Source organism: Fusibacter sp. JL298sf-3, from assembly GCF_053842995.1.
Genome location: NZ_CM132608.1, coordinates 1,923,082 through 1,946,794, shown reverse-complemented (window position 1 = coordinate 1,946,794; position 23,713 = coordinate 1,923,082). Strand labels below are relative to the sequence as shown.

General features: G+C 43.3%; 19 protein-coding genes. 18 read left to right on the top strand and 1 reads right to left on the bottom strand.

The window, feature by feature from the left end; translation table 11 throughout:
* Positions 1 to 2: 2 nt before the first annotated feature.
* The 4 genes from ACR6HW_RS09330 (at position 3) to ACR6HW_RS09315 (ending at position 7,209) form a co-directional block, all read left to right on the top strand.
* Positions 3 to 5,240, top strand: coding sequence for a DEAD/DEAH box helicase (locus tag ACR6HW_RS09330; protein WP_455727459.1), 5,238 nt, complete (start codon positions 3 to 5; stop codon positions 5,238 to 5,240).
* A 489-nt stretch (positions 5,241 to 5,729) separates the two neighbouring features.
* The gene (locus ACR6HW_RS09325; protein ID WP_455727458.1) at positions 5,730 to 6,341 is read left to right on the top strand and encodes a hypothetical protein; all 612 of its coding nucleotides are present in this window, start codon (positions 5,730 to 5,732) and stop codon (positions 6,339 to 6,341) included.
* An 18-nt stretch (positions 6,342 to 6,359) separates the two neighbouring features.
* A complete protein-coding gene (locus ACR6HW_RS09320) occupies positions 6,360 to 6,755 on the top strand; it encodes a hypothetical protein (protein WP_455727457.1) in 396 nt (131 codons plus the stop codon).
* Between the two features lie 310 nt (positions 6,756 to 7,065).
* Positions 7,066 to 7,209, top strand: a complete 144-nt coding sequence (locus ACR6HW_RS09315; RefSeq protein ID WP_455727456.1) for an IS3 family transposase — start codon at positions 7,066 to 7,068, stop codon at positions 7,207 to 7,209.
* 71 nt (positions 7,210 to 7,280) lie between these two features.
* Here the strand turns inward: ACR6HW_RS09315 and ACR6HW_RS09310 are convergent, their stop codons facing one another.
* On the bottom strand, positions 7,281 to 7,421 hold the full coding sequence (locus tag ACR6HW_RS09310) for a hypothetical protein (protein WP_455727455.1): 141 nt from the start codon (positions 7,419 to 7,421) through the stop codon (positions 7,281 to 7,283).
* Positions 7,422 to 7,486: 65 nt separating this feature from the next.
* Between ACR6HW_RS09310 and ACR6HW_RS09305 the strand changes: the two genes are divergently transcribed.
* From ACR6HW_RS09305 to ACR6HW_RS09240, 14 genes are all read left to right on the top strand, one after another.
* On the top strand, positions 7,487 to 7,933 hold the full coding sequence (locus tag ACR6HW_RS09305; RefSeq protein WP_455727454.1) for a hypothetical protein: 447 nt from the start codon (positions 7,487 to 7,489) through the stop codon (positions 7,931 to 7,933).
* A gap of 79 nt (positions 7,934 to 8,012) precedes the next feature.
* On the top strand, positions 8,013 to 9,701 hold the full coding sequence (locus ACR6HW_RS09300; RefSeq protein ID WP_455730876.1) for an ABC transporter ATP-binding protein: 1,689 nt from the start codon (positions 8,013 to 8,015) through the stop codon (positions 9,699 to 9,701).
* Positions 9,695 to 11,473, top strand: a complete 1,779-nt coding sequence (locus ACR6HW_RS09295) for an ABC transporter ATP-binding protein (RefSeq protein ID WP_455727453.1) — start codon at positions 9,695 to 9,697, stop codon at positions 11,471 to 11,473. Before ACR6HW_RS09300 ends, ACR6HW_RS09295 begins: the two co-directional genes overlap by 7 nt.
* 521 nt (positions 11,474 to 11,994) lie before the next feature.
* A complete protein-coding gene (locus tag ACR6HW_RS09290) occupies positions 11,995 to 12,966 on the top strand; it encodes a hypothetical protein (RefSeq protein WP_455727452.1) in 972 nt (323 codons plus the stop codon).
* A 246-nt stretch (positions 12,967 to 13,212) separates the two neighbouring features.
* The gene (locus ACR6HW_RS09285) at positions 13,213 to 13,437 is read left to right on the top strand and encodes a hypothetical protein (protein WP_455727451.1); all 225 of its coding nucleotides are present in this window, start codon (positions 13,213 to 13,215) and stop codon (positions 13,435 to 13,437) included.
* 148 nt (positions 13,438 to 13,585) lie between these two features.
* On the top strand, positions 13,586 to 14,458 hold the full coding sequence (locus ACR6HW_RS09280; RefSeq protein WP_455727450.1) for a phosphotransferase enzyme family protein: 873 nt from the start codon (positions 13,586 to 13,588) through the stop codon (positions 14,456 to 14,458).
* A 417-nt stretch (positions 14,459 to 14,875) separates the two neighbouring features.
* The gene (pseF, locus tag ACR6HW_RS09275) at positions 14,876 to 15,616 is read left to right on the top strand and encodes a pseudaminic acid cytidylyltransferase (RefSeq protein WP_455727449.1); all 741 of its coding nucleotides are present in this window, start codon (positions 14,876 to 14,878) and stop codon (positions 15,614 to 15,616) included.
* On the top strand, positions 15,613 to 16,614 hold the full coding sequence (pseG, locus tag ACR6HW_RS09270) for a UDP-2,4-diacetamido-2,4,6-trideoxy-beta-L-altropyranose hydrolase (protein WP_455727448.1): 1,002 nt from the start codon (positions 15,613 to 15,615) through the stop codon (positions 16,612 to 16,614). The genes pseF and pseG overlap by 4 nt, the downstream gene beginning before the upstream one ends.
* Before the next feature lie 33 nt (positions 16,615 to 16,647).
* Complete coding sequence (gene pseI, locus ACR6HW_RS09265; protein WP_455727447.1) at positions 16,648 to 17,685, top strand: pseudaminic acid synthase; 1,038 nt, start codon at positions 16,648 to 16,650, stop codon at positions 17,683 to 17,685.
* 11 nt (positions 17,686 to 17,696) lie between these two features.
* Positions 17,697 to 19,085 (top strand): AMP-binding protein, encoded by a 1,389-nt coding sequence (locus ACR6HW_RS09260; RefSeq protein ID WP_455727446.1) that lies wholly within the window; start codon positions 17,697 to 17,699, stop codon positions 19,083 to 19,085.
* 11 nt (positions 19,086 to 19,096) lie between these two features.
* Positions 19,097 to 20,176, top strand: a complete 1,080-nt coding sequence (locus tag ACR6HW_RS09255; RefSeq protein WP_455727445.1) for a LuxE/PaaK family acyltransferase — start codon at positions 19,097 to 19,099, stop codon at positions 20,174 to 20,176.
* The gene (locus tag ACR6HW_RS09250; protein ID WP_455727444.1) at positions 20,163 to 21,344 is read left to right on the top strand and encodes an acyl-CoA reductase; all 1,182 of its coding nucleotides are present in this window, start codon (positions 20,163 to 20,165) and stop codon (positions 21,342 to 21,344) included. Before ACR6HW_RS09255 ends, ACR6HW_RS09250 begins: the two co-directional genes overlap by 14 nt.
* A 31-nt stretch (positions 21,345 to 21,375) precedes the next feature.
* The gene (locus ACR6HW_RS09245) at positions 21,376 to 22,755 is read left to right on the top strand and encodes a GNAT family N-acetyltransferase (RefSeq protein ID WP_455727443.1); all 1,380 of its coding nucleotides are present in this window, start codon (positions 21,376 to 21,378) and stop codon (positions 22,753 to 22,755) included.
* The gene (locus ACR6HW_RS09240) at positions 22,739 to 23,707 is read left to right on the top strand and encodes a transketolase family protein (RefSeq protein ID WP_455727442.1); all 969 of its coding nucleotides are present in this window, start codon (positions 22,739 to 22,741) and stop codon (positions 23,705 to 23,707) included. Before ACR6HW_RS09245 ends, ACR6HW_RS09240 begins: the two co-directional genes overlap by 17 nt.
* Positions 23,708 to 23,713: the final 6 nt, after the last annotated feature.

Genomic DNA, 23,713 nt, shown 5'->3' with positions numbered 1-23,713 from the left:
TTATGGAGCAGTTTGGGATAAAAGATACGCACGAAGCTCTTTGGGGCAGGTTGTATGAGTATATTAATTCGCAATATTTTGCAAACACACCTATTTTGCAGAAAGCGATTTTGCCTGAAATTCATAAAGAAGGAATTATCTACAGAGAGCCTTATATTGAAGCGAATAAAGCATATAAAACATCGACTAATGGTCTAGAGAAGATTGAGACTTCACAATCTGTGAAACGCTTTATTAACTCATTTGTAGAGAATAATTTAATATTCTTTAAATCACCTTATGAACATCAGGTGAATGCTTTGCAAAGCTATCTATCTGGAAAAGACTTATTCGTATCTACTGGAACGGGTTCTGGTAAAACAGAGTGTTTCATGTGGCCAATGATAACAAAAATTGCCGATGAAATGATATCGGATAAAAGTTCGTGGGAGCAAAGAGGCATAAGGGCCTTGCTTCTATATCCAATGAATGCACTGGTCTCTGATCAAATGGGTCGATTGAGAAAAAATTTCGGAAGTGACGCCTTTAAAGATCAAGTTAAGACTCTTATAGATTATTCGAGTCCTAGAATGCCTCAGTTTGGAATGTATACAGGACGTACACCCTATTCTGGTGAGCAAAGTAGTGAAAAAGACAAAGAGTTGGCATCTTCACTCATGAAAGATTTGATTAACATCGATGAAAAAATGAGGAAAGACCTATTGGATTTGGGGAAATTACCTGCAAAGCGTGATTTGAAAGGTTTTGTTGATGGAATCAAAGCAAACCAACATAACACAAGCCGTGATGATTCAGAGATGATCACCCGGTTTGAAATGCAAGCAAATACGCCGGACATTTTGATTACAAACTATTCTATGCTAGAATACATGCTTTTGAGGCCACGTGAGAGAAAAATGTGGGAAGACACTGCTAATTGGCTAAAGAACCCCAAGAATCAATTATTGGTTGTTATCGATGAGGCACATATGTATCGCGGTGCTTCAGGTGGAGAAGTGAGCCTTCTTTTACGAAGATTAATGAAAAAATTAAATATTGGATATGACAAAATCCGCTTTATTTTGACAAGTGCGAGCATGCCCAACGAAACAGAAGATGATTTTCAAGCTGTTGAAGAATTTACATGTGACTTAACTGGAAGACTAAGTGAAGACGGAAATTTTGAGTATATTTTTGGAACGGATGAAGTTTTAACAGAGAGCGGTGACTTAATAATCCGTGCAGGCCAACTTAAGGAGATAGAACTCGAAAAGCTCCAGAGTGAAGAATCATCTAAGCTTGAAATGATTAATCGGTTCGTTGAGTGTGTTTATAAGAAAGCAGTGGCGTTTTCAACTATTGCTGAGGCTTCCGACTGGCTTTATAAGAATCTATTGGAAATTAAACAGTTCCAGCAGCTTTTAAAAAAATGTAGAGGAAAAGCCCTGTCATTCAATACCATAGTCAAAGAGCTGTTTGTTGAAAATAATCCTGAGACAGAACATGCAACTCAAGTGGTGGTCGCCATTGCATGTTTAGCAAAATCGTTTACTGGTAAAGTATTGTTCCCCTCAAGAGTGCACATGTTTTTTAGAGGGTTAAAAGGTGTTTATGCATGTCTTAATCCCAATTGCATTGAAACCAATCAAGATGGAGATTTAAAAATAGGTAAAGTGTATCTAGACACTATAGAAGACAAGTGTGAATGCGGTGGAAAAATTTATGAGTTAATCAATCATAGACGCTGTGGCGCTCTGTTTATAAAGGGTTTCATTGATCTTAATGTAAGAGATCGTTACTATATTTGGAATAGGCAAGGCTTGATAAAGTCTGATAATATCAAAGAAATTCATTTGTACCTATGTAATGATGTCATTAAAGACAAAAAAATCAGGGTTCAATACTTTAATCCTATAACCGGATTTTTAGAATATTCTCCCACGTTGAACAATATTCAGGTGGCATATTTCAGTAACACGGATAAGAAAAAGGATGACAAAAGAGACTCTAATGAGGGACTAATTACATTTTCAACCTGTCCTAAATGTTTTACGACTATTGGCAGAGTCGGGTTAACTGATTTTCAGACAAAGGGGAATATCCCGTTCTTCAATATTGTTCAAACCCAGCTTTTATCTCAGCCAAAGCAATTTTTTGATGAAGAAAAAATAAGAAAATTTCCTAATGCAGGAAGAAAAGTTTTGATGTTCTCAGATAGTAGACAAAAAGCAGCTGTTTTGGCGAAAGACATGACAAAATCTGCAGATGACAATGCGGCTAGACAGGCTTTGGTAAAAGCTGTAATTCGACTAGAAGCTTATAACGGAAATATTGAAAAAAATATAGATTCATTATATCCGTTTTTTCTTGAAATCGCTTGTGAAGATAATATTAGTTTTTTCTATGGAAATGACAAGGAACTTTTCGAGCAACATGTAAATCTAATGCGCTTAAAATTGGATCGAGAAGCACAGAGAGGGCGCAAAATCAAATATGAGAACCTAATTTCTGATTTCAAGAATAAGCCTGATCTCTATTTAGAACAATTATTGAAGATGATATGTGACAACTATCAATCGCTATCTGATATTGCCATATGTTGGATGGAACCATCTAAAATCGATTATCTAGAAGATGTATCTTATGAGTTGGAAGATAAAAACATTCTAATTACAGATGAACAGCTTAAAGCAATTATGAGCAATTGGTTTATTAGTATTGCCAAGGATTCAATTGCGCTTGGTGAGGATGTTGATGATTCAATTAGAGAACGTGTTCAAAATAACGAGTATGGACGATTTGGTATTGATGAAGGTAAGGGTTTTTCAAGAGGTCTTACAGCTGTATTAAAGTCGATGGGTTTTCTAGATGATCAACAAAAACTCATAAAAAAAGAACTGATCACAATGTTTTGTGAGAAAGGTAAAAATTCAGATAAATACTATTTGAAAACTTCAAAAGTTGCGCTGAAAATGAGTGATACGCATACCTGGTTAAAGTGTTTAAAATGCAGTGAAGTAGTTCCGTTTTCTATCAATGATATATGTCCTTGCTGTGGTTATAATAATCTTCAAGTAATGACATCAAAAGAGCTGAAGTCATTAGATTTCTGGCGCAGACCTGTTGATGAAGTTATCAAGGGAAACAAACAAATTGTGGGAATAAATACAGAAGAACATACTGCCCAGCTTTCATATAAAGATCAAAAGCAAAACACATGGTCCACAACAGAAAATTATGAAATGAGATTTCAAGATATTAATTTGGAAAATGGTAGCCCTGTAGACATATTAAGTTGTACGACCACTATGGAAGTTGGAATTGATATTGGATCACTGTCTGCAGTTGCACTAAGAAATGTGCCTCCGATGAGAGAAAATTATCAACAAAGAGCTGGTAGAGCAGGAAGAAGAAATTCTAGCATTTCAACCATTACGACGTATGTGGAGAATGGGCCACACGACAATTATTATTTTTCGAATCCAGAGAGGATTATTTCAGGAAAAGTTAGAAAACCATGGATTGATAATAAAAGTGCCCGATTGATTAGACGCCACTTGTTCATTGAAATTTTTAAAGCATTTTATGCAAAGCAGAGTGTAAGTATTGATGAAATCCTAACTCAAAAGTTCTTTGATGATGATTTTGAAAGGTTCGCTAAGTTCGCTGATCAGTTTGAAATGAATGATGCAGAACGAAGCATACTTCTTCCAACAAAATGCTCAGTAGTGAATCTTCCTTATTTAAGAGAAGAGCTAAATGATGCCTTAATGTCATTGAAAATAGATGTCGAAAAACACCCAGAAAAGTATGATCCCGACAATGAAGAAAAGGTGACTCTGCTCGACTCTCTTTATAATGAAGGACTAATACCAACATTTTCTTTTCCAAAAAATGTAGTTGGATTTTACATTGAAGATGAGAAAGGCAAAATTAAACAAAAGCCTGAAAGAAGTTTGGATGTTGCAATCAGTGAGTACGCACCAGGGAAAGAAATTGTTGTAAATAAGACATTGTATCGAAGTGGAGGCATTTACGCAAATGCTACAAAGTTTAGAAAAGGAAATCATTCTTTTTCAAACCCTGCTGAAGCATATTTTAATGATCAAAATTATTTTAAGAATCTATACAAATGTACGGATAATTCTTGTGCTTGGCTAAGCACAGAAAAACCAGAAAATGAAAAATGTACTTTTTGTGGAAATGCAGTTAAGCGCTTTAGATCAATGTTGAAACCATGGGGATTTGCATCAGAGAATGGGAGGGCAGTATCCGTTTCTAAAAATGTAGATTATTCATTTGCTGAAAAACCATGTTATGCAGAACCACCTATTGATGATATGCAAAAGACGAATTATCAAAACCTCCAAGTTGCACGTCGTGAAAGCCAGATGATAACGATAGTAAATAACGGTCCAGATTCTGATGGTTTTTCCGTTTGTAAAAAATGTGGCGCGGCAACTGTTGGTGGTGAAGGGTTTGAAAAAAATAAAATTAATTCTCCATACAAAACTCATATGAAATGCAGACATCATGACTATGAGGTCGTTTCTTTGGGGCATAGTTTCAGAACAGATATGATTGTGTTCCAGCTTTCAATAGATCCCCAAGCGATTAACGTGTCAGCTAAAGGATTATGGTTTAATAGCGCAGTTATTTCGCTGGCAGAGACATTCAGGCTAGCAGCAAGTAGGTATTTAGATGTAGAATACACAGATTTAAGTGTGGGTCACAGAATTAGAAAAGTTAACAATATGGTTTTTGCGGATGTATACCTTTATGATAATTTATCAAGTGGTGCTGGATATGCTTTTAGGTTGGCAGACGTATTGGAAGAGTTCTTTAATGAAGTGAAAACTATCTTGGAGCATTGTCCTTCAAAATGCAAATCAGCTTGCCATGATTGTCTAAAAAACTACTGGAACCAAAGAGAACATAGATTTTTAAATCGTAGTGAAGGGTTGGATTTGTTTAACTGGATTAAGAATGGTATATTGCCTAATTTCTATGAACCTGAATTTCAACTGAAGATGATTGAACCGTTGCTATGTGTATTGAAATATACAGATGTCAAAGTGGAAGCTGAGCCACGAAATACTGGTCTGTGTATCAAATATCTTAACAAAGCGCACAATATAAAAATAGTTCCAGCTGTGTATAGCGATTATTATTTTGATAACGTAAATGAGCTGGTTCTCTCTGATAAACTGATTGATTTAGCATTACCAGCTGCGTATGAGAAGTTTATACAGAGTATCTAAAAAAGCATTAAAAAATTGGCACAGGAGCTTGTATAATGGTTTAAGTAAACTCGATACAAGATTTTCAAATGATCAATTGAATCAAAAGCTTCTTGATAAATAAGTTCTTTTTTGAAAGTTTTGAAGGTCGCTTCTGCAACTGCATTATCATAATGGCATCCCTTTTGACTTAATGAACGCTTGATAGCAAATGTATCCAATAAACCGTCGATTGCATTATTCTTGATTTCATTCCCACCGTCTGTGTGAAATATACTGATCTTTGACAAATCATGCTTGATTGACGCAAACGCCTCGTAAACGAGACGGGCATCTTCTTAAATTCATCAGTGAACTCTCGGCGATTGCGTTTTTCATTAGACATGATTTTTCTCCCTCATATGTGTATCCTTATTTTATAGGACCTTAAGGAATCTGTCTAACTTAGTGGAACCTATCCAAGGTTATTACAGTAGGAGAGGGGACGCGTTTATATCTGTAAAAGATAATGTGTCTTTTGATATAAATCAATTTAGTGAAATCTATTCTAAGAGCGAGATTGCGAACAAAAATGACTTAGTTCAAAGTTTAGAATACTCTTCACAAAATCAATTAAGACATGTGAATATTGAGAAGTATATTACTGGATCATTGAAAACGTGGTATATTTCAGGAGGGCATTGTGGTTCTATAGCTGGTGCTATTTGTATGAGATATTATTATGATTATGTAGATACAGACTATGTTCCAAGTAATAGTACAAGCCAAGACGCCTTGATTGCTTTAATGCAACAACATGTGGGGTCAGGCGGTACAAATTATACTGACATGGTTGATGGATTAAATAATTACCTTGGTACTAGAGCAGTTAATAATAGCGCAAGTCGCACAAATAGTTTTAGCTTTTCTAGGGTTAAGACACAGGTAAATAATAGCAGACCCATAATAATAGGAACCTCGAATCATCCTGTTTATGGAAATCATTGGATAGTTGGACATGGGTATTTTACAAGCCCCGTTGATGGAGACTATGTAATCGTAAACAATGGATGGGGAGATAATAATGTTTGGATAGAACCGAGCACTACTTATTTAGATGGTACAATTTACTTTGATAATTAAATAGAGGAAGGTGAGATTATGATGAAAAAGTACTTTGGTTTAGTTATAGTACTTGTTTTCACAATACTATTAGTAAGTTGTGCCTCCGAAAAGTCAGAGAATGAAGGGGTGTCTATGGATATAGATCTAGAACAAGTGGAAAAAATTACAGTTTCTACTCAGATGACTGACCCAAAACAAGAAATTGCATTGAAAAAGGAAGAATGGGAAGATTTGATAGATAAATTAAATGCCCTTTCGTTGGAGCAAACAACAGATGAAATGAAAAAAGGGTGGCAGTACATGTTCAAAATAGAACAAAAAGGAGACGTGACAACTCTAGTATCTTTTATGGAAGACAAGGTTATAATAGACGAAACTATATATAGAGTGAAAGACTATAATAGCGATGACTTTTTAGACTTGTTTGAGTAGGTTTTAAAATTAAATTGTAGATGATTTTCTGTCAAGTTGGACTAAGAATTAGGGCTCTAAAATAAATGTTGGGGTGGATTATTAAAATCCACCCCTTTGTTGTGCAAAAAAGTGCGCTTTAACCTGTCCTCCAAAAACTGAGTCAGTGTAAATGATCGTTCGATATGATAAAATGTAGAAAAGGAGATCGAATTAAGAAACTCGTAGCAGATTTTAGCCTGGATAATAAAGTCTTAAAGGGCTTTTAAAGCCCGCCGACAAAAATCGAGTAGCATACAAGGCAATAGAAGACCACAGCGTCATTGAAAAAATGATTGGAATCGGTTCTGAGTTTAATCGCTTTGGATCCAGGCGAGTTCACATAATGTTGAAACGTAATGAAAATAAAATGAATCACAAACGCGTATACCATCTTTACAAATCAGCTAATCTTGAACTGAGGAAAACGGTTTAGAATGTACGCACTCATTGATGAAGTCACACGAGAATATCTTGTACTTGAAGTAGCTTCATCCATTACAGGTGTTAAAGCAATGAATGGGCATATGACGACGCCATAGGAATATGCTCGAACTTTGCAGTTGGCACATAACCTGCGAGCAGGTCAGAGGCCCCCACTACCATTGTATGCACCACAACATTGAGTTTGTAGATGACATAAACCATATGAAAGGACAGGGAAAACTAGGGCCTCTATTGATTTAACTATAAATAAAGAGAAGGACGAAATTATGCAAACATTTGACAAATTATCATTGCGATTGATAGTGAAATATCCTGTTGTAACGTTATTGCTAATAGTGATAATCTCATCTTTTATGTTCTATATAGTCAACAACATCTATGTAGATGGATACTTTGAAGCGGAAGTTTCAGAAGATGAAAAGAATCATTTGATTAATAACAATCAGGCAAGAATATACATTAAGCTTGATAACGATGAAGTCGTTGAAGTTGGAACTAAGATCATTCTCGTCAATAAAACGGGTCAGGAGTTTACGATCTCCTCAAAGGTCGTTGATGTGGGAGCGAAAGATAGTCTAGGGTACTTCTCGATTGCTTTCGAAATTAACGACGAAGATAAAGAAAAATTAGAGAAGGCAATAGGTGACCACTCATTGTCAGTAAATATCGTATCAAGTAAAATTACTGTTTTGAAAAGGTTGACACAAAATTAATTTCAAGGGGGAAAAATACTTGGATATCAGTAAGAAAAACAAATGGAATAGGATACATAGATTTGTACGCCCCTATTGGATGACATTTACGAATATCTTTTTATCTAGTATTGTGACATCATTAATGAGCTTAAGCTATCCATACATTTTTAGTTTGTTAATAGATGAGGTCTTTTGTTTTAAGAATACAAGTTTCTTTAAAATCATAATTATAACGTATGGCGTCATGTTTATCGGTGAACAATTACTTCATATGGTACTTAATCTGAACTGGGTATATCTAAGATCCAATTTCTTATATGAAATAAGAAGAACCCTGTACAATAAGATTTTTTTAATGGAGGCAAGTTACCTAAAAGAAGCTAAGACCGGCGATTTAATACATACATTAAACAAGGATACTGAAGCTTTTATAAATGTTATAAAGAAAAACGTTATTAACAGTGTTGTTAAGGTGTTTAGATTAATAACATGTGCTTTTTTTATCATCATAATCAACCCCAAAATCGCTATTATAATGCTTTTTACGGTACCTTTAACGGTTTTTGCTTCTAGATATTTCTCTAAGAAAATTAAACAAGAATACAGTCTATATAGAAAAAAGTATGGCAGCTTTATCAGCTGGGTTATGGAAGTGACACAAGCTGTCAAGGATATCAAATTGTTATCTGCAGAAAAAAATGTTCTTCATAAGTTTGAAAGCAGACATAAAGAAATTGTTACCCACAAAGTGAACTCAAATATGATTGAATTCACAGCTGAAAGGATTAACTCACTAATTCGTCTAATCATAAGAATGATTCATTATGTAGCAGCAGTTTATTTGATTTTCAACGGTGAACTTAGTATAGGTGGCTTTGTGGCATTGTATCAATATTTTGACAAGGCTATTAAGGAATTAGCCTCATTAAGTGATCTATATCTCAAGTATCAAAAGGATTCTGTTTCACTTGAAAGCGTGTATAAACTTCTTGAGTTTGAGATTGAAGACAATGAGAATGAAAAACCTATTGAAGTATCAAAAGGGGCCATATCTTTTTGTGATGTGAAGTTCGAATATACAGAGAATGAAACTGTATTGTCAGATGTTTCATTTGAAATCGTTCCTGGAGAACTGGTCTCGATTGTTGGAGAAAGCGGATCGGGAAAATCAACGATATTTAACCTATTGCTGAAGCTATATAAGCCTCAAAGTGGAGCTGTTAAAATAGATAATCAGAATCTTGTGGATTTTACAGCAAGTTCAATTAGAAATCAGATTGGTTTAGTTCAGCAAAATGTGCTCATTATTGATGGTACAATAAGGGATAATTTTCTAGTTGTTAATGAGAATATAACAGATAAAGAAATATTAACTGCTTGTAAGCTTGCAAATATGGACTCATTTATAGAATCCTTACCTAATGGTCTTGACACCATACTTGATACAGATAATTTGACTTTGTCAGGTGGACAAAAACAACAAATAGGTATAGCTAGGTGCATGTTAAAAGGTTGTAAGATTCTAATTTTAGATGAGGCAACGTCTGCTATAGATTCAGAAACAGAGTATGTGATATTTCAAGCTTTAAAGAAGCTATCAAAGGCCATTACAGTTGTTACGATAGCTCACAGACTTTCATCTGTTATTCACTCTGATCGAGTTATTGTTATTGAAAGTGGGAGAATTGTATCAATTGACCATCATTCTGTACTTGAAGGGCGTTGTGCAGAATATAAGAGGCTATTTCAAACACAATACAGTAAGAAAAGAGACCTTTCATGCTAAAAAACATAAATAAACGTAGGGCTATTTTTAAACAGATAGATTCAAGTGTCAAAGTCTTTACTCGGGAGTTATTTCAGTTATCAACATTGAAGGTATTCCTGATTGTATTGGGTATATCAATGACCTATCTATTTAAAATTATTATAGATAACGTCATTATTGAACGAAATAGCACTCTATTTATGGGCGTTATAATAGCCTATTTAGCCCTTTATGTCTTGGAATCTTTGGTTCTGTTTTTTCAGAGAAAGATATCCAATAACTATTATAACAATATACTAGGAAAATCAAGAGCAAAAATATTCTTTAACTATTTAAAGTTACCTTTTAATAGAATTGGAAGATACCAAAAAGGCGATGTTAAAAGTCGGCTAGATAGTGACTGTGAAAAATTAGAGACCTTTATTTCTAATCAACTCATCGACTATGGCTATTATGTGCTACTAGCCATAATATACTGTTTCACTTTAATTGCAATAAGTTATCATTTAGCTACCTTTGGTATTCTTATGGTACCGCTTTCCTTTCTAATTAATAAATGGCTAACTCAGTCCATTAAGAAACATGCTGAGTTTTACAGAGCAACTTATGGAGACTATGAGAATTGGCTAAGGAAAAGTATCTCTAGCTGGAAAGACACAAAGGTGTTTGGACTGTTGGATAGGCAAATGGCAACATTTGAGAACTATTGGGATAAGTTAAATAATACATTTTTCACAACGCATTTGTATGCTTGCGGGAACATGACGTTTATTTCTATAAAGGATTTTTTCATAACAAAAATGAACTTATATTTCGTCGGTGGCATACTGATCTTTAATAATATGCTAACGATAGGTGAACTGTTAGTGTTCATGAAATTTTTCGAGATCTTTTACGAATGTATCATTAAAATTATCGATGCAGATGTATCGATTAATCAAGAGATCCCAAGTATTAACAGAGTAATTGAAATGTTACATGACAATGCGTTAGAAGAACACAGTTTGTCTAGTAGCAGGGCTTTTAACCATGAGAAAATCCCCAATACTGCTGTAAATTCATTTTCATCACTTGAACTTTGTAATATAGATTTTCGATACGACCAAGAAGAGGCTTTTCACATTAAAGACTTAAGTCTAACAATATCTAAAAATGATGTGATTCAATTGGTCGGGAAATCCGGTAGCGGCAAGTCAACAGTCATAAAGTTGATTGCGGGTTTAGAAGTCCCAACCAAGGGCTCAATAGATTTTTATTCTGGGTCAAACGAAATAATTCCAATAAAAAACATTAGGCAAAAAGTAGGCGTTGTATTGCAAGAGTCTAAGTTTCTAAATACTACGATATATGAAAATATGATGCTGGGAAACAATGAAGCTACTATGGAAGATATAGTCAATAGCTGTAAAGCTGCAGATATCCATGAATTTATCGAAAAGTTACCTGATGGTTACAGAACGGTTATTGGTGAGGATGGAATGAAGCTATCCGGTGGCCAAAGACATAGATTGGCATTAGCAAGGACTTTAATTTGCAAGCCAGAAGTTTTAATTCTTGACGAACCGACTTCAAATCTTGATGGGCATACAGAGTCAAATTTTATAAATGCTATTCAGAAGCTGTCTAATGAAATGACTGTAATTATGATTACACATAGACTTTCCACAATTCAGAATGGCAATAGAGTTGTCTTAATTGAGAATGGAAGAGTCTTAGAGGATGGTAAACTGGAGCATCTACTTGAATACGAATCAGAATTCAAGCGTTTTTTTACCAAGCAAATATCATGAAAATCAAAAATCCTTTTTAAGAATAAGTTTGGCACAACACTGATTATAGACAATAAAATTAAAATGCCAAACGAAATTACAAATTGCCTCTTATTGTCGAAAAAATATTTTTTTAAAAATCTGATACGCGTTATCATGCCAAACCGTCTCCTTCTTATCACATCACTACGCTGCAAAAGCTAACGAATTGTGCATAATACAATCGACAATACTCAACCCAATCAATCCGCCTCTAAACAGAACCGGTTCATAAAACAGAATAGTTATCTGTAAATTCAGATTGTTTAGAGGTATAATAATTAAAGGAGAACAAATAGACGGTGACCACAAGCGCCTGTTTCTGCGTTTGATTGTCCGTAAAGAGAGCTTATGGCGAAGTTAAGTCATACAAGGTTACTATTTTTTATAGTGATTTTAATTGTGGTTAAATCATATAGCGCCACAATGTTTAATAGGCCGATAGTTTCAACTCAATACAAACGTGACAGCAAACCTAAACCCCAATCAAAGAGGAGGTTCCAATGAAACACCTTAGAGAAGCCATTGATAACCGACTGGCGCGCATTGACTTCGATGCCTTGCACAAAGGTTTCAAAAAATACGCATACGCTTTGTACGATGACACACACGTGTATCTAGAAGACAAAGTCATCGAAAAAGACCAAAGGTTTATCGGCAACACCGCCATAACGTACGAGGGCGCCTACATGGCCATATGGTACAAGCCGGAAGGCGATGAAGATCTTCTGGCATCGAACATGGTTCATGAAATGTTCCACTGCTACCAATACGAGCGCGATATGCAAGTCGGTATAGACGATATAAACGCCACCAGATATGAACTCGACAAAGCGTATCTTGAGCTGAAAGACTTAGAAAAACAGTATTTGGTCGAAGCTATTCAGACCCTAAACAAAGAGGCGTACAGCAAAGTGCTTGCCATCCGGGAGAAGAGAAAAGAAATGAACCCCGTTTACAACTACGAACTGGCAATGGAGAATTTTGAAGGGGCGGCAGAAAGCTGCAAATTGCTGGCCTTAAAAACCTTGAACGAGGCGACCTATGACACCCACATCCAAGAGGGGACTTCCTACATATTAAAAGAACACTTTAATACGAGGCGACTGGCCTACTTTACCGGTGCTTATATGAACTTGTTGCAGGCACTTTACCCTGATACACAGGCGGATAGCGCCTTTAACACCACCCCAGTCACCGACTTCGAGAATTTGCTGGCAGCCCATAAAGCGTCAATAGCGTCGCAGTTTAAAGGCTTTACCAAAAACGAAACCCTAAAAGGGCGGATTTGCGGATACGATCCGATGAACCTCGTCGGGCGGGGCAACGAAATCCTGCACAAGCATTTTGTAATGATTGAAGAAAACGGTGAGAAGCGTTTTATAGAAGGCCCCATCGTAACCGTTTCAACCGACGATGCCTTTGAGGTTATCCAAGTGAGATATCCAGAACTTGAATTAGAGCAAAATAAGTAAGCCTTGGGGAATAGAGGCCTGATGGAAGGCGCTGTACCGACTTTGTTCTGAGGTGGCAAAAGCAATCCCTTTAGGCTTTAAAGTCATCACAAAAAAACACTTGAAATCAACGCCGAACTCACTTGTCACACAGTGTTTTCAGCGTTGATTTTTATTGCCCCCACGATGTACAAAGTGCTAAAATAGGGGTATCATCGACCTATAAAAAATAAAAGAAATAGAATAATCATACAAAATGAAGAAAGGATGGATGCCCCTACGAACGGCAATAAAAGCTTCTCAATCATTTTCTCTGCGGTAGCCGCTTTCGTTGCGCTCTATTGCTTTTTTAATCCCACAGTTTTGACGCGAGGTGGCTACCAGCTGGCGATAGACGGTGTGGTGGTGGGCAGAACCTTGTGTTTGCTTTTTGGGCTATACAGCATTCAGCGCCTAATTGACCAACTGACATCGGTTGTAAAACAACATTAGTAATGCCTCCGGCATCACTAACCGTTTTTCGCTGACGCCTTTCCGCGCTGAACATTCGCGGAAAGGCTTTTGGCTCAAATCTTGTTGCTAAATAAGAAACAACTCGCTTACGCGAGCCTATCCAAAGACTTAAAAGAGGGAGCTACCTATGGACGATAAGAACTTAAAGGCGCTGCTTAAACATTGGGGCGTGACACCGCATACAGTGACCGCCATTTACCGTACCGCTTGGGAAGTGGACGGGCGCTATATTCTCAAGTGTGGAAAGAGCGCCGCCGACGTGGAGAGAGGACAGTTGTTCTCACAACTCCTGTACAAAGAGGGCTTGCCGGTTGCGACATACCATAAGACACGCGACGCAAAGGCCTTTGTTTTAGAGGGCGGCCGCTACTATGTGTTGATGAGCAAGTTAAAAGGCGCCCATTTAGATGTGTATCAGGTGGGGGAAGAATTGCCGTTTGCACTGGGGACTGTCTTGGCCAAACTGCATGTGGCGCTTAAAAAAATAGAGGGTCAAACCGGCGGTCAACAGAAGCAGTTGTTTGAAGAGTGGACGCACTATATTCTGCCGGAGATAGAGCAGCGGGTTCCCGTAGATATGCTGCATATGGTTCAAAATTGGCTGGAGAACGTGTACCCGACACTGCCGCGTTACTTGATTCATCGAGACCCGCATATGGGGAACCTGTTGTTTGAAAACGGCGTGCTGACGGGGTATATCGACTTTGATTTAAGCGTTGACAACGTGCGCATCTTCGACCTGTGCTATTTTGCCCTTTCCTTTTTAATAGGCAACACAGAAGACGCAGAAAAAAGCGGCAGGTGGCCGCTCATTTTCTCAGAAATCGTCGCCGGCTACGAAGTGAGCCTTCCACTGACGGAGACAGAGCGCAAATCGTTTAAACCGATGATGTTGTACATCGAGTTGCTGTTTGTCGCCTATTGGTCGAAAAGTGGCAATGCAGAGCAAACCGAAGAGGCTCTAAAGATGGCGACATGGGTTATGGCGCATCTATTGTAAGGCCTCTATTGCTGCAAAGCCCTTCTACTGGCATCTTATTAAAACACAAAAAACCAACCCCAGTACATGCAAGGGTTGGTTTTTTTATAGGGGGCTTAAACCTGTTTTTCAAGCCACGCCGTTACGATTTCGGCGTCCTTCTTTCTTAAAATACCTCTTTCAATACAATATAAAACAAAGCCCTGAACCAAGATTTTTACAGTAGAAAAAACGCCCGCTTCCAGTAGTGTAATACCCACATAGACAGAGTCGCTGTGTTCCTAAAAAAGTACAAAGCCACATGCGCCCATTTCCCTTGAGAACAAGGGTGACTTATGAGGGGGTTGGTGATAAAATATAACAATAAATACATGTAATAAAGTAGTTTCAATAACATTTGAGACACTTTAATCAGCAGACTTTAGTAAGCAGGCGCTTATGCCGATAGACCATATAGAGAAAAAGGGGGCAACCATGCGTTCAATCGCCATTATAACAGCAAGGGGCGGGAGCAAGAGAATCCCGGGAAAAAACATCAAGGACTTCTGCGGTAGACCCATTGTCGAGTACTCAATAGAGGCGGCACAGATGTCGGGGCTCTTTGACGAAGTCATGGTGTCCACAGACAGCGAGGCCATCGCCGAAATTGCCATAAGAGCAGGTGCCAAGGTGCCGTTTATGCGGAGTGCCGAAAACGCCGACGATTTTGCCACAACGGCCGACGTCATATTGGAAGTACTGAACACCTACGCTTCCAGAGGAGAAACCTACGATTATGCCGTGTGCATTTACCCGACGGCACCGTTTGTAACCGCTGAAAAACTAAGAGAAGCCCTACGCGCCATCAAAGCACAAGACGGCGCCATGGCACTGCCCATCGTCAAGTTTCCGGCGCCGCCGGAAAGGGGCTACGTCTTCGAGGGGGCATCAGTGGTGCGCAAGTGGCCGGAATACATGAATACCCGCTCACAAGACATCGAGCCGATGTACTTCGACTGCGGTCAGTTTTATTGCTACAACGTCGAGAAATTTCTCGCAGTAAAGGGGCAGATTCTCGAGGGCATCGTGCCCATTGTGGTGTCGGAAATGGAAGTGCAGGACATCGACACCTTAGAAGATTGGCAATACGCCGAAATGAAATACAAGATGATGCAAAAACGACGAGAGGGCGCTCAGTGATCGGGTTGCGCGTCGACGCCAACGCATATATCGCCACAGGGCATGTGATGCGGTGTGTGGCCATAGCGCAACAGTTAAAGGCGCCCTATACCTTCATCGTTTCAGATGCCGAAGCCCAAACGCTCATTGCGTCATTGGGGCATCCGTGTGTCTGTCTGAATTCGGACTGGCGAGACAAAGAAGGGGAACTTGAGCGCCTCGACGCGTTTATAAAAGAGGCAAACATCGACACACTGCTCGTCGACAGCTATCAGGTGACGCCGCAGTATCTGGCGGCGCTAAAAGCGCGTGTGCGCCTTGCGTACATCGACGACCTTTCGTCGCCTGACCTCCCCGTCGATTTGCTAATCAACTACAACCTCGAGGCGACCTTGGCACATTACAGTGGCCTACAGGCAAAATGCTTGCTCGGCGCCGCTTACATCCCCCTGCGAAAAGAGTTTAATGCCGTTGCTGAACCGAGAGCGGTAAGAGACGCCGTGCGCGACGTCCTCGTGACCACAGGCGGGAGCGACCCGTTTCGATTTTCGCAGATCTTTGCGTCAGAAGCCTTAAAAGATCCCGCTTTAGAAGGGATTCGGCTGCATCTGGTCATCGGCGGCCTCTACGGTGAAGTCGACGAACTCGAGCGACTTGCCGAAGCGCATTCGACGGTTTATCTACATCACAAAGTGTCCGATATGGCGGCGCTTATGCGCCGGTGTGATGCCGCCGTTTCTGCAGGGGGCACGACACTGGCGGAACTGTGCGCCGTCGGCGTGCCGACGGTGTGCTTTGCCTTGGCGGACAACCAACTGGCGGGCATCCGGCAGTACAGTGCGGCTGGTGCCATGTTGTCAGCAGGCGCCGTTTCTGGCGATGCACAGGTCACCGCTTTAGAGGCGCTACGCCTTTTGAAGACCGTAATAGAAGACGGCGACCGTCGCCGCGCAATGGTCGCGTGCGGCCGGCGGATTGTAGACGGGCACGGTGCAGAGCGCATCGCCAAAGCGCTGTGACGTTTTCAAATAGAGAGAGAAAGGGTTAATAAAATGACGAAACTTTACGAAAAAATGGCCACAGGCGTCTATATGATTGCCGAACTCTCGGCCAACCACGCCGGCAAACTGGAAAATGCCCTCGCCCTTGTTGAAGCGGCACAACGCGCCGGCGCCGATTGCGTAAAAATACAGACGTACACCGCAGACACCATTACCATACCGTCGGACAAATCGTATTTTAAAATCACCGGCGGCCTTTGGGACGGCTACACGCTCCACGACCTCTATCAAAAGGCCTATACCCCGTGGGAATGGCATCGGGCGATTAAGGACAAGTGCGATGCCGTGGGCGTCGACTTCCTTTCGACGCCATTTGACCCCACTGCGGTGGATTTTTTAGAAGAGCTGGGCGTCGATTTTTACAAAGTGGCGTCGTTTGAACTGGTGGACATCCCGCTAATCGAGCACATTGCCGCCAAGGGCAAGCCGATGATTATGTCCTGCGGCATGGCCAGCGTGGAGGAAATTGAAGAAGCCGTGGCCGCATGTTACAAGCACGGCAATAAGCAAGTGGTTCTCCTCAAGTGTTGCAGCCAATACCCGGCGAAATACGAGGACATGAACCTCTCTGTAATTCCCGATATGAAAGCGCGCTTTGGCCTCCCAGTGGGGCTTTCAGATCACTCCATGGGGCATCTGGCGCCGGTAGCGGCAGTGGCACTTGGCGCTCAAGTTATAGAGAAACACGTCAAACTCGAAGGTGCCTCAGACGACAGCTTAGACGCGCCTTTCTCCATGGCTATGTCGGCATATGGCGAGATGGTTGCCGCAGTTCGAGACACCGTTGCCATAAAGGGAACGCCGACATACGCGCTTAAAGCTGGCGACCGAGAGAGTTTGAAAGGACGGCGCTCGCTTTTCGCAGTGAAGCCCATAGCAGCAGGCGAGGCGTTTACAGCGGAAAACGTGCGGAGCATCAGACCGTCGGACGGTCTTAAACCCAAGTACTACCGAACGCTTTTAACGAAGAAAGCCAAGAGGGCCTACGCTTATGGCGACCCCATTGAACGGTTTGAAATAGAGGAATAGAGGAGGCATCAGTGAGAGATTTTTACCAGGACATCGAGCGCTATAAAAACCGCGTCGCACTGGTGACGGACCGCGGCGAACACATCTGCTACGATCAGTTGATTGCCGACGGCGACGCCCTGATGGCGGCAGCTGAACCGAGACATCTCATGTTTCTCGTCTGTGAAAACGACTTGCCGTCGGTATGCGCTTATGTGGGCGCCCTGCGCAGAGGCGTCGTACCGGTACTCATCAACCCCAAAATAGAAGAGAGCTTGTACCAAGTGCTATTTAACCGCTACAAGCCGTCGTACCTCTTTGCCCCTATAAAAGAGGGGGCAGACGTCTTACAGACTTACGGCGGTTACGCACTGATGAAGACCGGCGCGGAAAGAGACTACGCCGTAGACGATGACCTTGCGCTTCTGTTGACGACCTCAGGCAGCACCGGTAGCCCGAAACTGGTGCGGCAGTCTTATGAAAACATCGTGGCCAACGCCAACGCCATAGCGGCGTACCTCGACATCACAGGCGACGACCGGGCGATTACCACCATGCCCATGAGCTACACCTACGGCCTGTCCATTCTCAACAGCCATTTGCTAATGGGGGCTCGCGTCATATTAAACGAGCACACCTTAATGGAAAAGGCGTTTTGGACCCTTCTGGAGACGGAAAAAGCGACGACGTTCGGCGGCGTGCCGTACATATACGAAATGCTTAAAAAACTGAGGTTTGAGCGCATGAAGCTCGACTCAATCACTTATCTGACTCAGGCGGGAGGCAAACTGTCCAAGGCCCTTTGCGAGGAATTTACAGAGCTCTGTGCACAAAAAGGCATGCGGTTTATTGTGATGTATGGCCAAACCGAAGCGACGGCGCGCATGTCCTACCTGCCTTGGGAAATGGCCACCCGAAAGGCGGGGAGCATCGGCATCGCCATACCAGGTGGCACCTTTGCCCTCGTCGACGACCATCAACGCCTGATCGAGGCCCCGCATCAGACGGGGGAACTGTTGTACACGGGGAAAAACGTCACATTGGGGTACGCCGAAAGTTGCCGGGACCTCGCCAAGGGCGATGAGCGCGGCGGCGTGTTGCATACCGGCGATATGGCCGTGCGCGACGAAGAGGGGTATTACTACATTGTCGGCCGAAAGAAACGTTTTTTAAAACTGTTTGGCAATCGGGTTAACCTCGATGAAGTCGAACAGCTGTTGAACCGTCGTGGCATCGAATGCGTCTGCGCCGGTGTTGACGACAACCTTAAAATTTACACCACGGCAAAAGAGGGGCACAGGGAAATCATTCGCTCTCTGAGCACCGCCACTGGGATTAACGCCTCTGCTTTTGAAGCCGTGGTCATCGACGAAATTCCGCGAAACGAAGCGGGTAAAATACTGTATTCAGCATTAAAATAAGGGGGCGGGACATGTCTTTTATCGACGAATTGTTTGAACGCGCGCCCTACAGCATGCGGCAAACTGAAAAGGAAGCGTTCTATCAAGAGGCCCTCGTGCCGTTGACACAGAGCCATTATGAAAACTGCGCGCCTTATCGGCGCCTACTCGACGCGTTGGGGTTTGATCCTTCGAACCCGCACCCCGTAGCGGACATCCCGTTTTTACCGGTGCGGCTGTTTAAAGAATACGAGCTCCTCAGCGTCGACCGGTCGGACATTGTAAAGACCATGACGTCTTCGGGGACTTCCGGTCAACAGGTTTCAAAGATTTTTTTAGACAGGACGACAGCGGCACACCAGACCAAAACACTGGTGAAAATCGTCTCGGACTTTTTGGGCAAGAAGCGTCTGCCCCTTTTAATCGTAGACACGAAAGCGGTGGTGAAAAACCGCCAGCTGTTCTCTGCAAGGGGGTCGGGCATCTTGGGCTTTTCAATGATGGGGCACGATGTGACCTATGCGCTAGACGAAGATATGGCGCTGGACATACCGGCTGTGACGGCGTTTTTAGAGCGGCACCGCGACGAGAAAATCTTTTTGTTTGGGTTTACGTACATCGTTTGGGCACATCTTTACAAAGCCGTTAAAGAACAGAACCTGTCTCTCGACTTGTCAAACGCCCTATTGATACACGGTGGTGGATTTAAAAAGCTGGCAGAAGAATCTGTGGACAACGCGGCGTACAAAGCGGCGCTTGAAAGCGCACTGGGTATAAAAGAAGTGTACAATTACTATGGTATGGTGGAGCAGACGGGGTCGATTTTTATGGGCTGTGCCCACGACCGGTTACACGCGTCGAACTATTCGGATATCATTATTAGGCGACCGGAGGACTTCGCACCGTGCGCCATCGGTGAAAAGGGTTTGATTGAATTGGTATCCCTGTTGCCGGAGAGTTACCCGGGACACTGTTTGCTGTCTGAAGACGTCGGCGAGCTCCTCGGCGTGGACGACTGTCCATGTGGGCGCAACGGGAAGACCTTTAAAATTCACGGACGAATAGCAAAAGCAGAAGTCAGGGGGTGCAGCGATACGTATGGCAGAAGATAACGTACAAGTTTTAGTCGGCGGCGACTATGAGGCAGCGGTGCCGATGGCGCCTTTTAGTCCGGTGGTCTGCGACTTTTTAGACGCGCTGTCAAAGCGCATTAGAACCGATGCAGAGGCACGGCGTTATTCAGATGTGGCCACACTGGGGTTCTGGTGTAGAAGCGCTCACATTCAGCAGATAAAGGCGCGCTTTTCAAGCGACGGCTTGTTTCTCGGCAGGGGAATGGCGTTTCACATTGCACCGGCCAATGTCCCTGTCAACTTTATGTTTTCATTGATTTTCGGCCTCTTATCGGGCAATGCAAACATCGTGCGGGTATCCAGTCGCCCCTATGAACAGGTGGCGTGTCTGTGTCGCCTTTTGAGCGAATGCTTAGAAATGCCTCAGTTTGAAATATTAAAGCCGATGATAACGGTGGTCAGCTACGACCACAACCAAGCGGTAAACGACCGCTTTTCAGCCATGAGCGACTGCCGCCTCATCTGGGGCGGCGATGCGACCGTAGAGGTCATTCGGCAATCGCCCATGAAAGCCAAGTCGGTGGAGGTGGTCTTTGCCGATCGCTACTCACTGGCGCTGTTTGATTCAGAAAGCATTCACACCCTTTCCGATGCGGCACTTGAGCAGATGGCAAGCGGTTTTTACAACGACACGTATTTAATGGATCAAAACGCCTGCTCGACACCGCATCTCATTCTCTGGACGGGAGAAAAATGCGCCGAGGCCAAGGCGCGCTTTTGGGACGCTGTGGCCAAAGTGGCTGCCAAGTACGACTTGACGCCTATTAAGGCCGTGGACAAGTACACCTTGCTGTGCGAATTCGCCATGGAAGGTGGCGCCATCACTGAAGTGAAGCGATGGGACAACCGCCTCTACACCGTTCAGGTAGACGCGTTCCCAGATAAGCTCAGCCGGTTGAGAGGGCAGTTCGGCCTGTTTTACCAGTACGATTGCACCGATTTAGAAGCGGTGGCACCGCTGTTGACAGAAGAGATACAGACGTTAATCGTCCACGGCGTAGACAAAGACGCTGTGGCGCGCTGGGTTGTCGACCATCGGCTAAAGGGCGTCGACCGCATAGCGGCTATTGGAGAAGCACTGGACATAGACGTCTTATGGGACGGCTACGACGTCATTCGGACGTTGTGCAGACAAATCGTCTTTTAAAATAGAAAGAATAAGTCAAAAGGGTGAGCCTATGAATTTGGTATTTAGAAAAATGACAGAACGAGATCTCGAACAGGTGATGCACTGGCGTATGCAGCCGGATGTCACGCGGTTTATGACGACAGACCCGAAGCTGACTTTAGAGGGTCAGCGCAAATGGTTTGAAAAGCAGCAGCAAAACCCTCATGTGCATTACTGGATTGTGGTAATTGACGACGTCGATGCAGGGGTGGTGTCCATTGTCCTCGATGCAGAGGGCAAAAGTGGTGAGACTTCGTCTTATATAGCGGAAAAAGCGTGTAAGAGCTTGCCCAACATGACATCGGTTATCGCCAGTTTGCTGGACTGTTTTTTCGACGACCTCGGCGCCGAAACGCTTTACGGCGACGTACTCGCAGCCAATAAAGGCGTGGTGCTTATCAACCGGCATCTGGGCTACACCGTCGATTCAGTGGCAAAAGACGCCGTAGAAAAAAACGGCCTGTTGTACGATCAAATGCGGGTTCACATGACCAAGGCACAGTGGCATGAGCGGCGCAAGGCGATTGAGTACACGAGTGCCAAGCATTTGAACAGCTGCTCAGAAGAAGAGATGCCTCATCTTATAGAGGCGTTGACACAACAGGCGCAGGCCATTCGGCGGGATCTCTTGAGAATGGGCAAGGCGGCGGGGCCGGTGGGCCTTCACTTCGGCGGGTCGCTGTCCATTGTGGAAATTGTCGTCACCCTCTACGGGTACACGATGCACGCGCCACTTGAAGGCGCGGTAAGAGATCGGTTGATTCTCAGCAAAGGTCACGGCGTGCCGACGCTTTATGCGTGCTTAAAGCAACTGGGCGTGTTGACAGATGAAGAGCTGATGACGTTTAAAAGCGACGCTACGCGGTTGTATGGACACCCCTCTGCCAACGCGGCACTGGGCATCGACTTCTCTACAGGGAGTCTCGGGCAGGGGCTTTCTCTTGCAGTGGGCTTTGCTATGGCGTTAAAGCGCAAGCGCAATGCAGCGAGGCTCTTTGTACTCCTTGGAGACGGCGAATGCAACGAAGGCGCCGTGTGGGAAGCCGCCGCTTCTGCGGCGCACTTTAAACTGGACAACCTCATGGCAATTGTCGACAGAAATCAGTTGCAGTACGACGGCGACACCGCGTCGGTTATGAATATGGATGCGCTTGAAGCGAAGTTTGAAAGCTTTGGCTGGGCGGTACACGTCGTGGACGGCCACGACATCGCCGCGTGTTGTGAAGCGTTCAACCAGACGTCTGACCGCCCTGTGGCCATTGTTGCCGACACTGTAAAGGGCAAGGGCATTTCTTTTATGGAAGGCGATCCGAAGTGGCATCACAGTGTTCTGTCCCAAGAACTTTACGAACGAGCTTTAGAGGAGTTGAGCGATGATAGAAGTGAATAAGAGGCGGATAAGGGCGTGGTCTATGCTCGGCGGTTGCGGTACGTTTGGGCAGATTGCGGCGGAGCTCGCCGAGGGCGACGACGATTTTGTGGTGACGACGGCGGATTTAACCTATTTTTCAGGACTTGAAAGGCTTCAGAAGGCCAAACCGCAGGCGGTGGTCAATTTCGGCATCGCAGAACAAAACATGATTGGCGCAGCGGCGGGGATGGCCAAGGCCGGACTCAAGGTATTTGCCACGACCTATGCCAGTTTTGCGTCGACGCGCTGTCTCGACCAAGTGAAGGTCTGCATGGGGTACATGGGCCTGCCGGTAAAGCTCGTGGGCTTGACTTCGGGCTACGCCGTGGGGATTTTGGGCCCGACGCACATGGCCATGGAAGATTTGGCGATTATGACGGCGATCCCCAATATGGTGGTGCTGTCGCCGGCGGATTGCACAGAGGCCGCCAAAGCTATTGCCGCCGCATACGCTTGTGACAAGCCGGTGTACATTCGGCTCACCGGCGAGCAAAATGCGCCGATTGTCTACAGAGAAGATTACCCCTTTGAAATCGGCAAGGCCATTGCACTGACTGAAGGTGACGAGGTGGCGATTTTGGCGACGGGCAGTATGGTGGCTGAAAGTTTGGCCGCTGAAAAACAGCTTCGGGAAGAGGGCATCTCGTGTCAAGTGATTAATGTGCACACGCTTAAGCCGCTGGATACGGCGATGCTTTCGGGACTCAAGCGCTTTAAGCTGGTGGTCACTGTGGAGGAACACAGCAAAGTGGGGGGCCTCGGTTCAGCGGTGGCGTCGTTTTTGGCAGGTGAACGGGAAAAACCGCCACAGGTCATTGTAGCGGCTCCCGATGCGTACCCACATGCGGCGAGCTACAGAGCGCTTTTAGAGGCGTGTGGTTTGACCAGTGCGGCCATTGCTGAAAAAATAGTCGCACATTTGGCGCGGTAACAGACA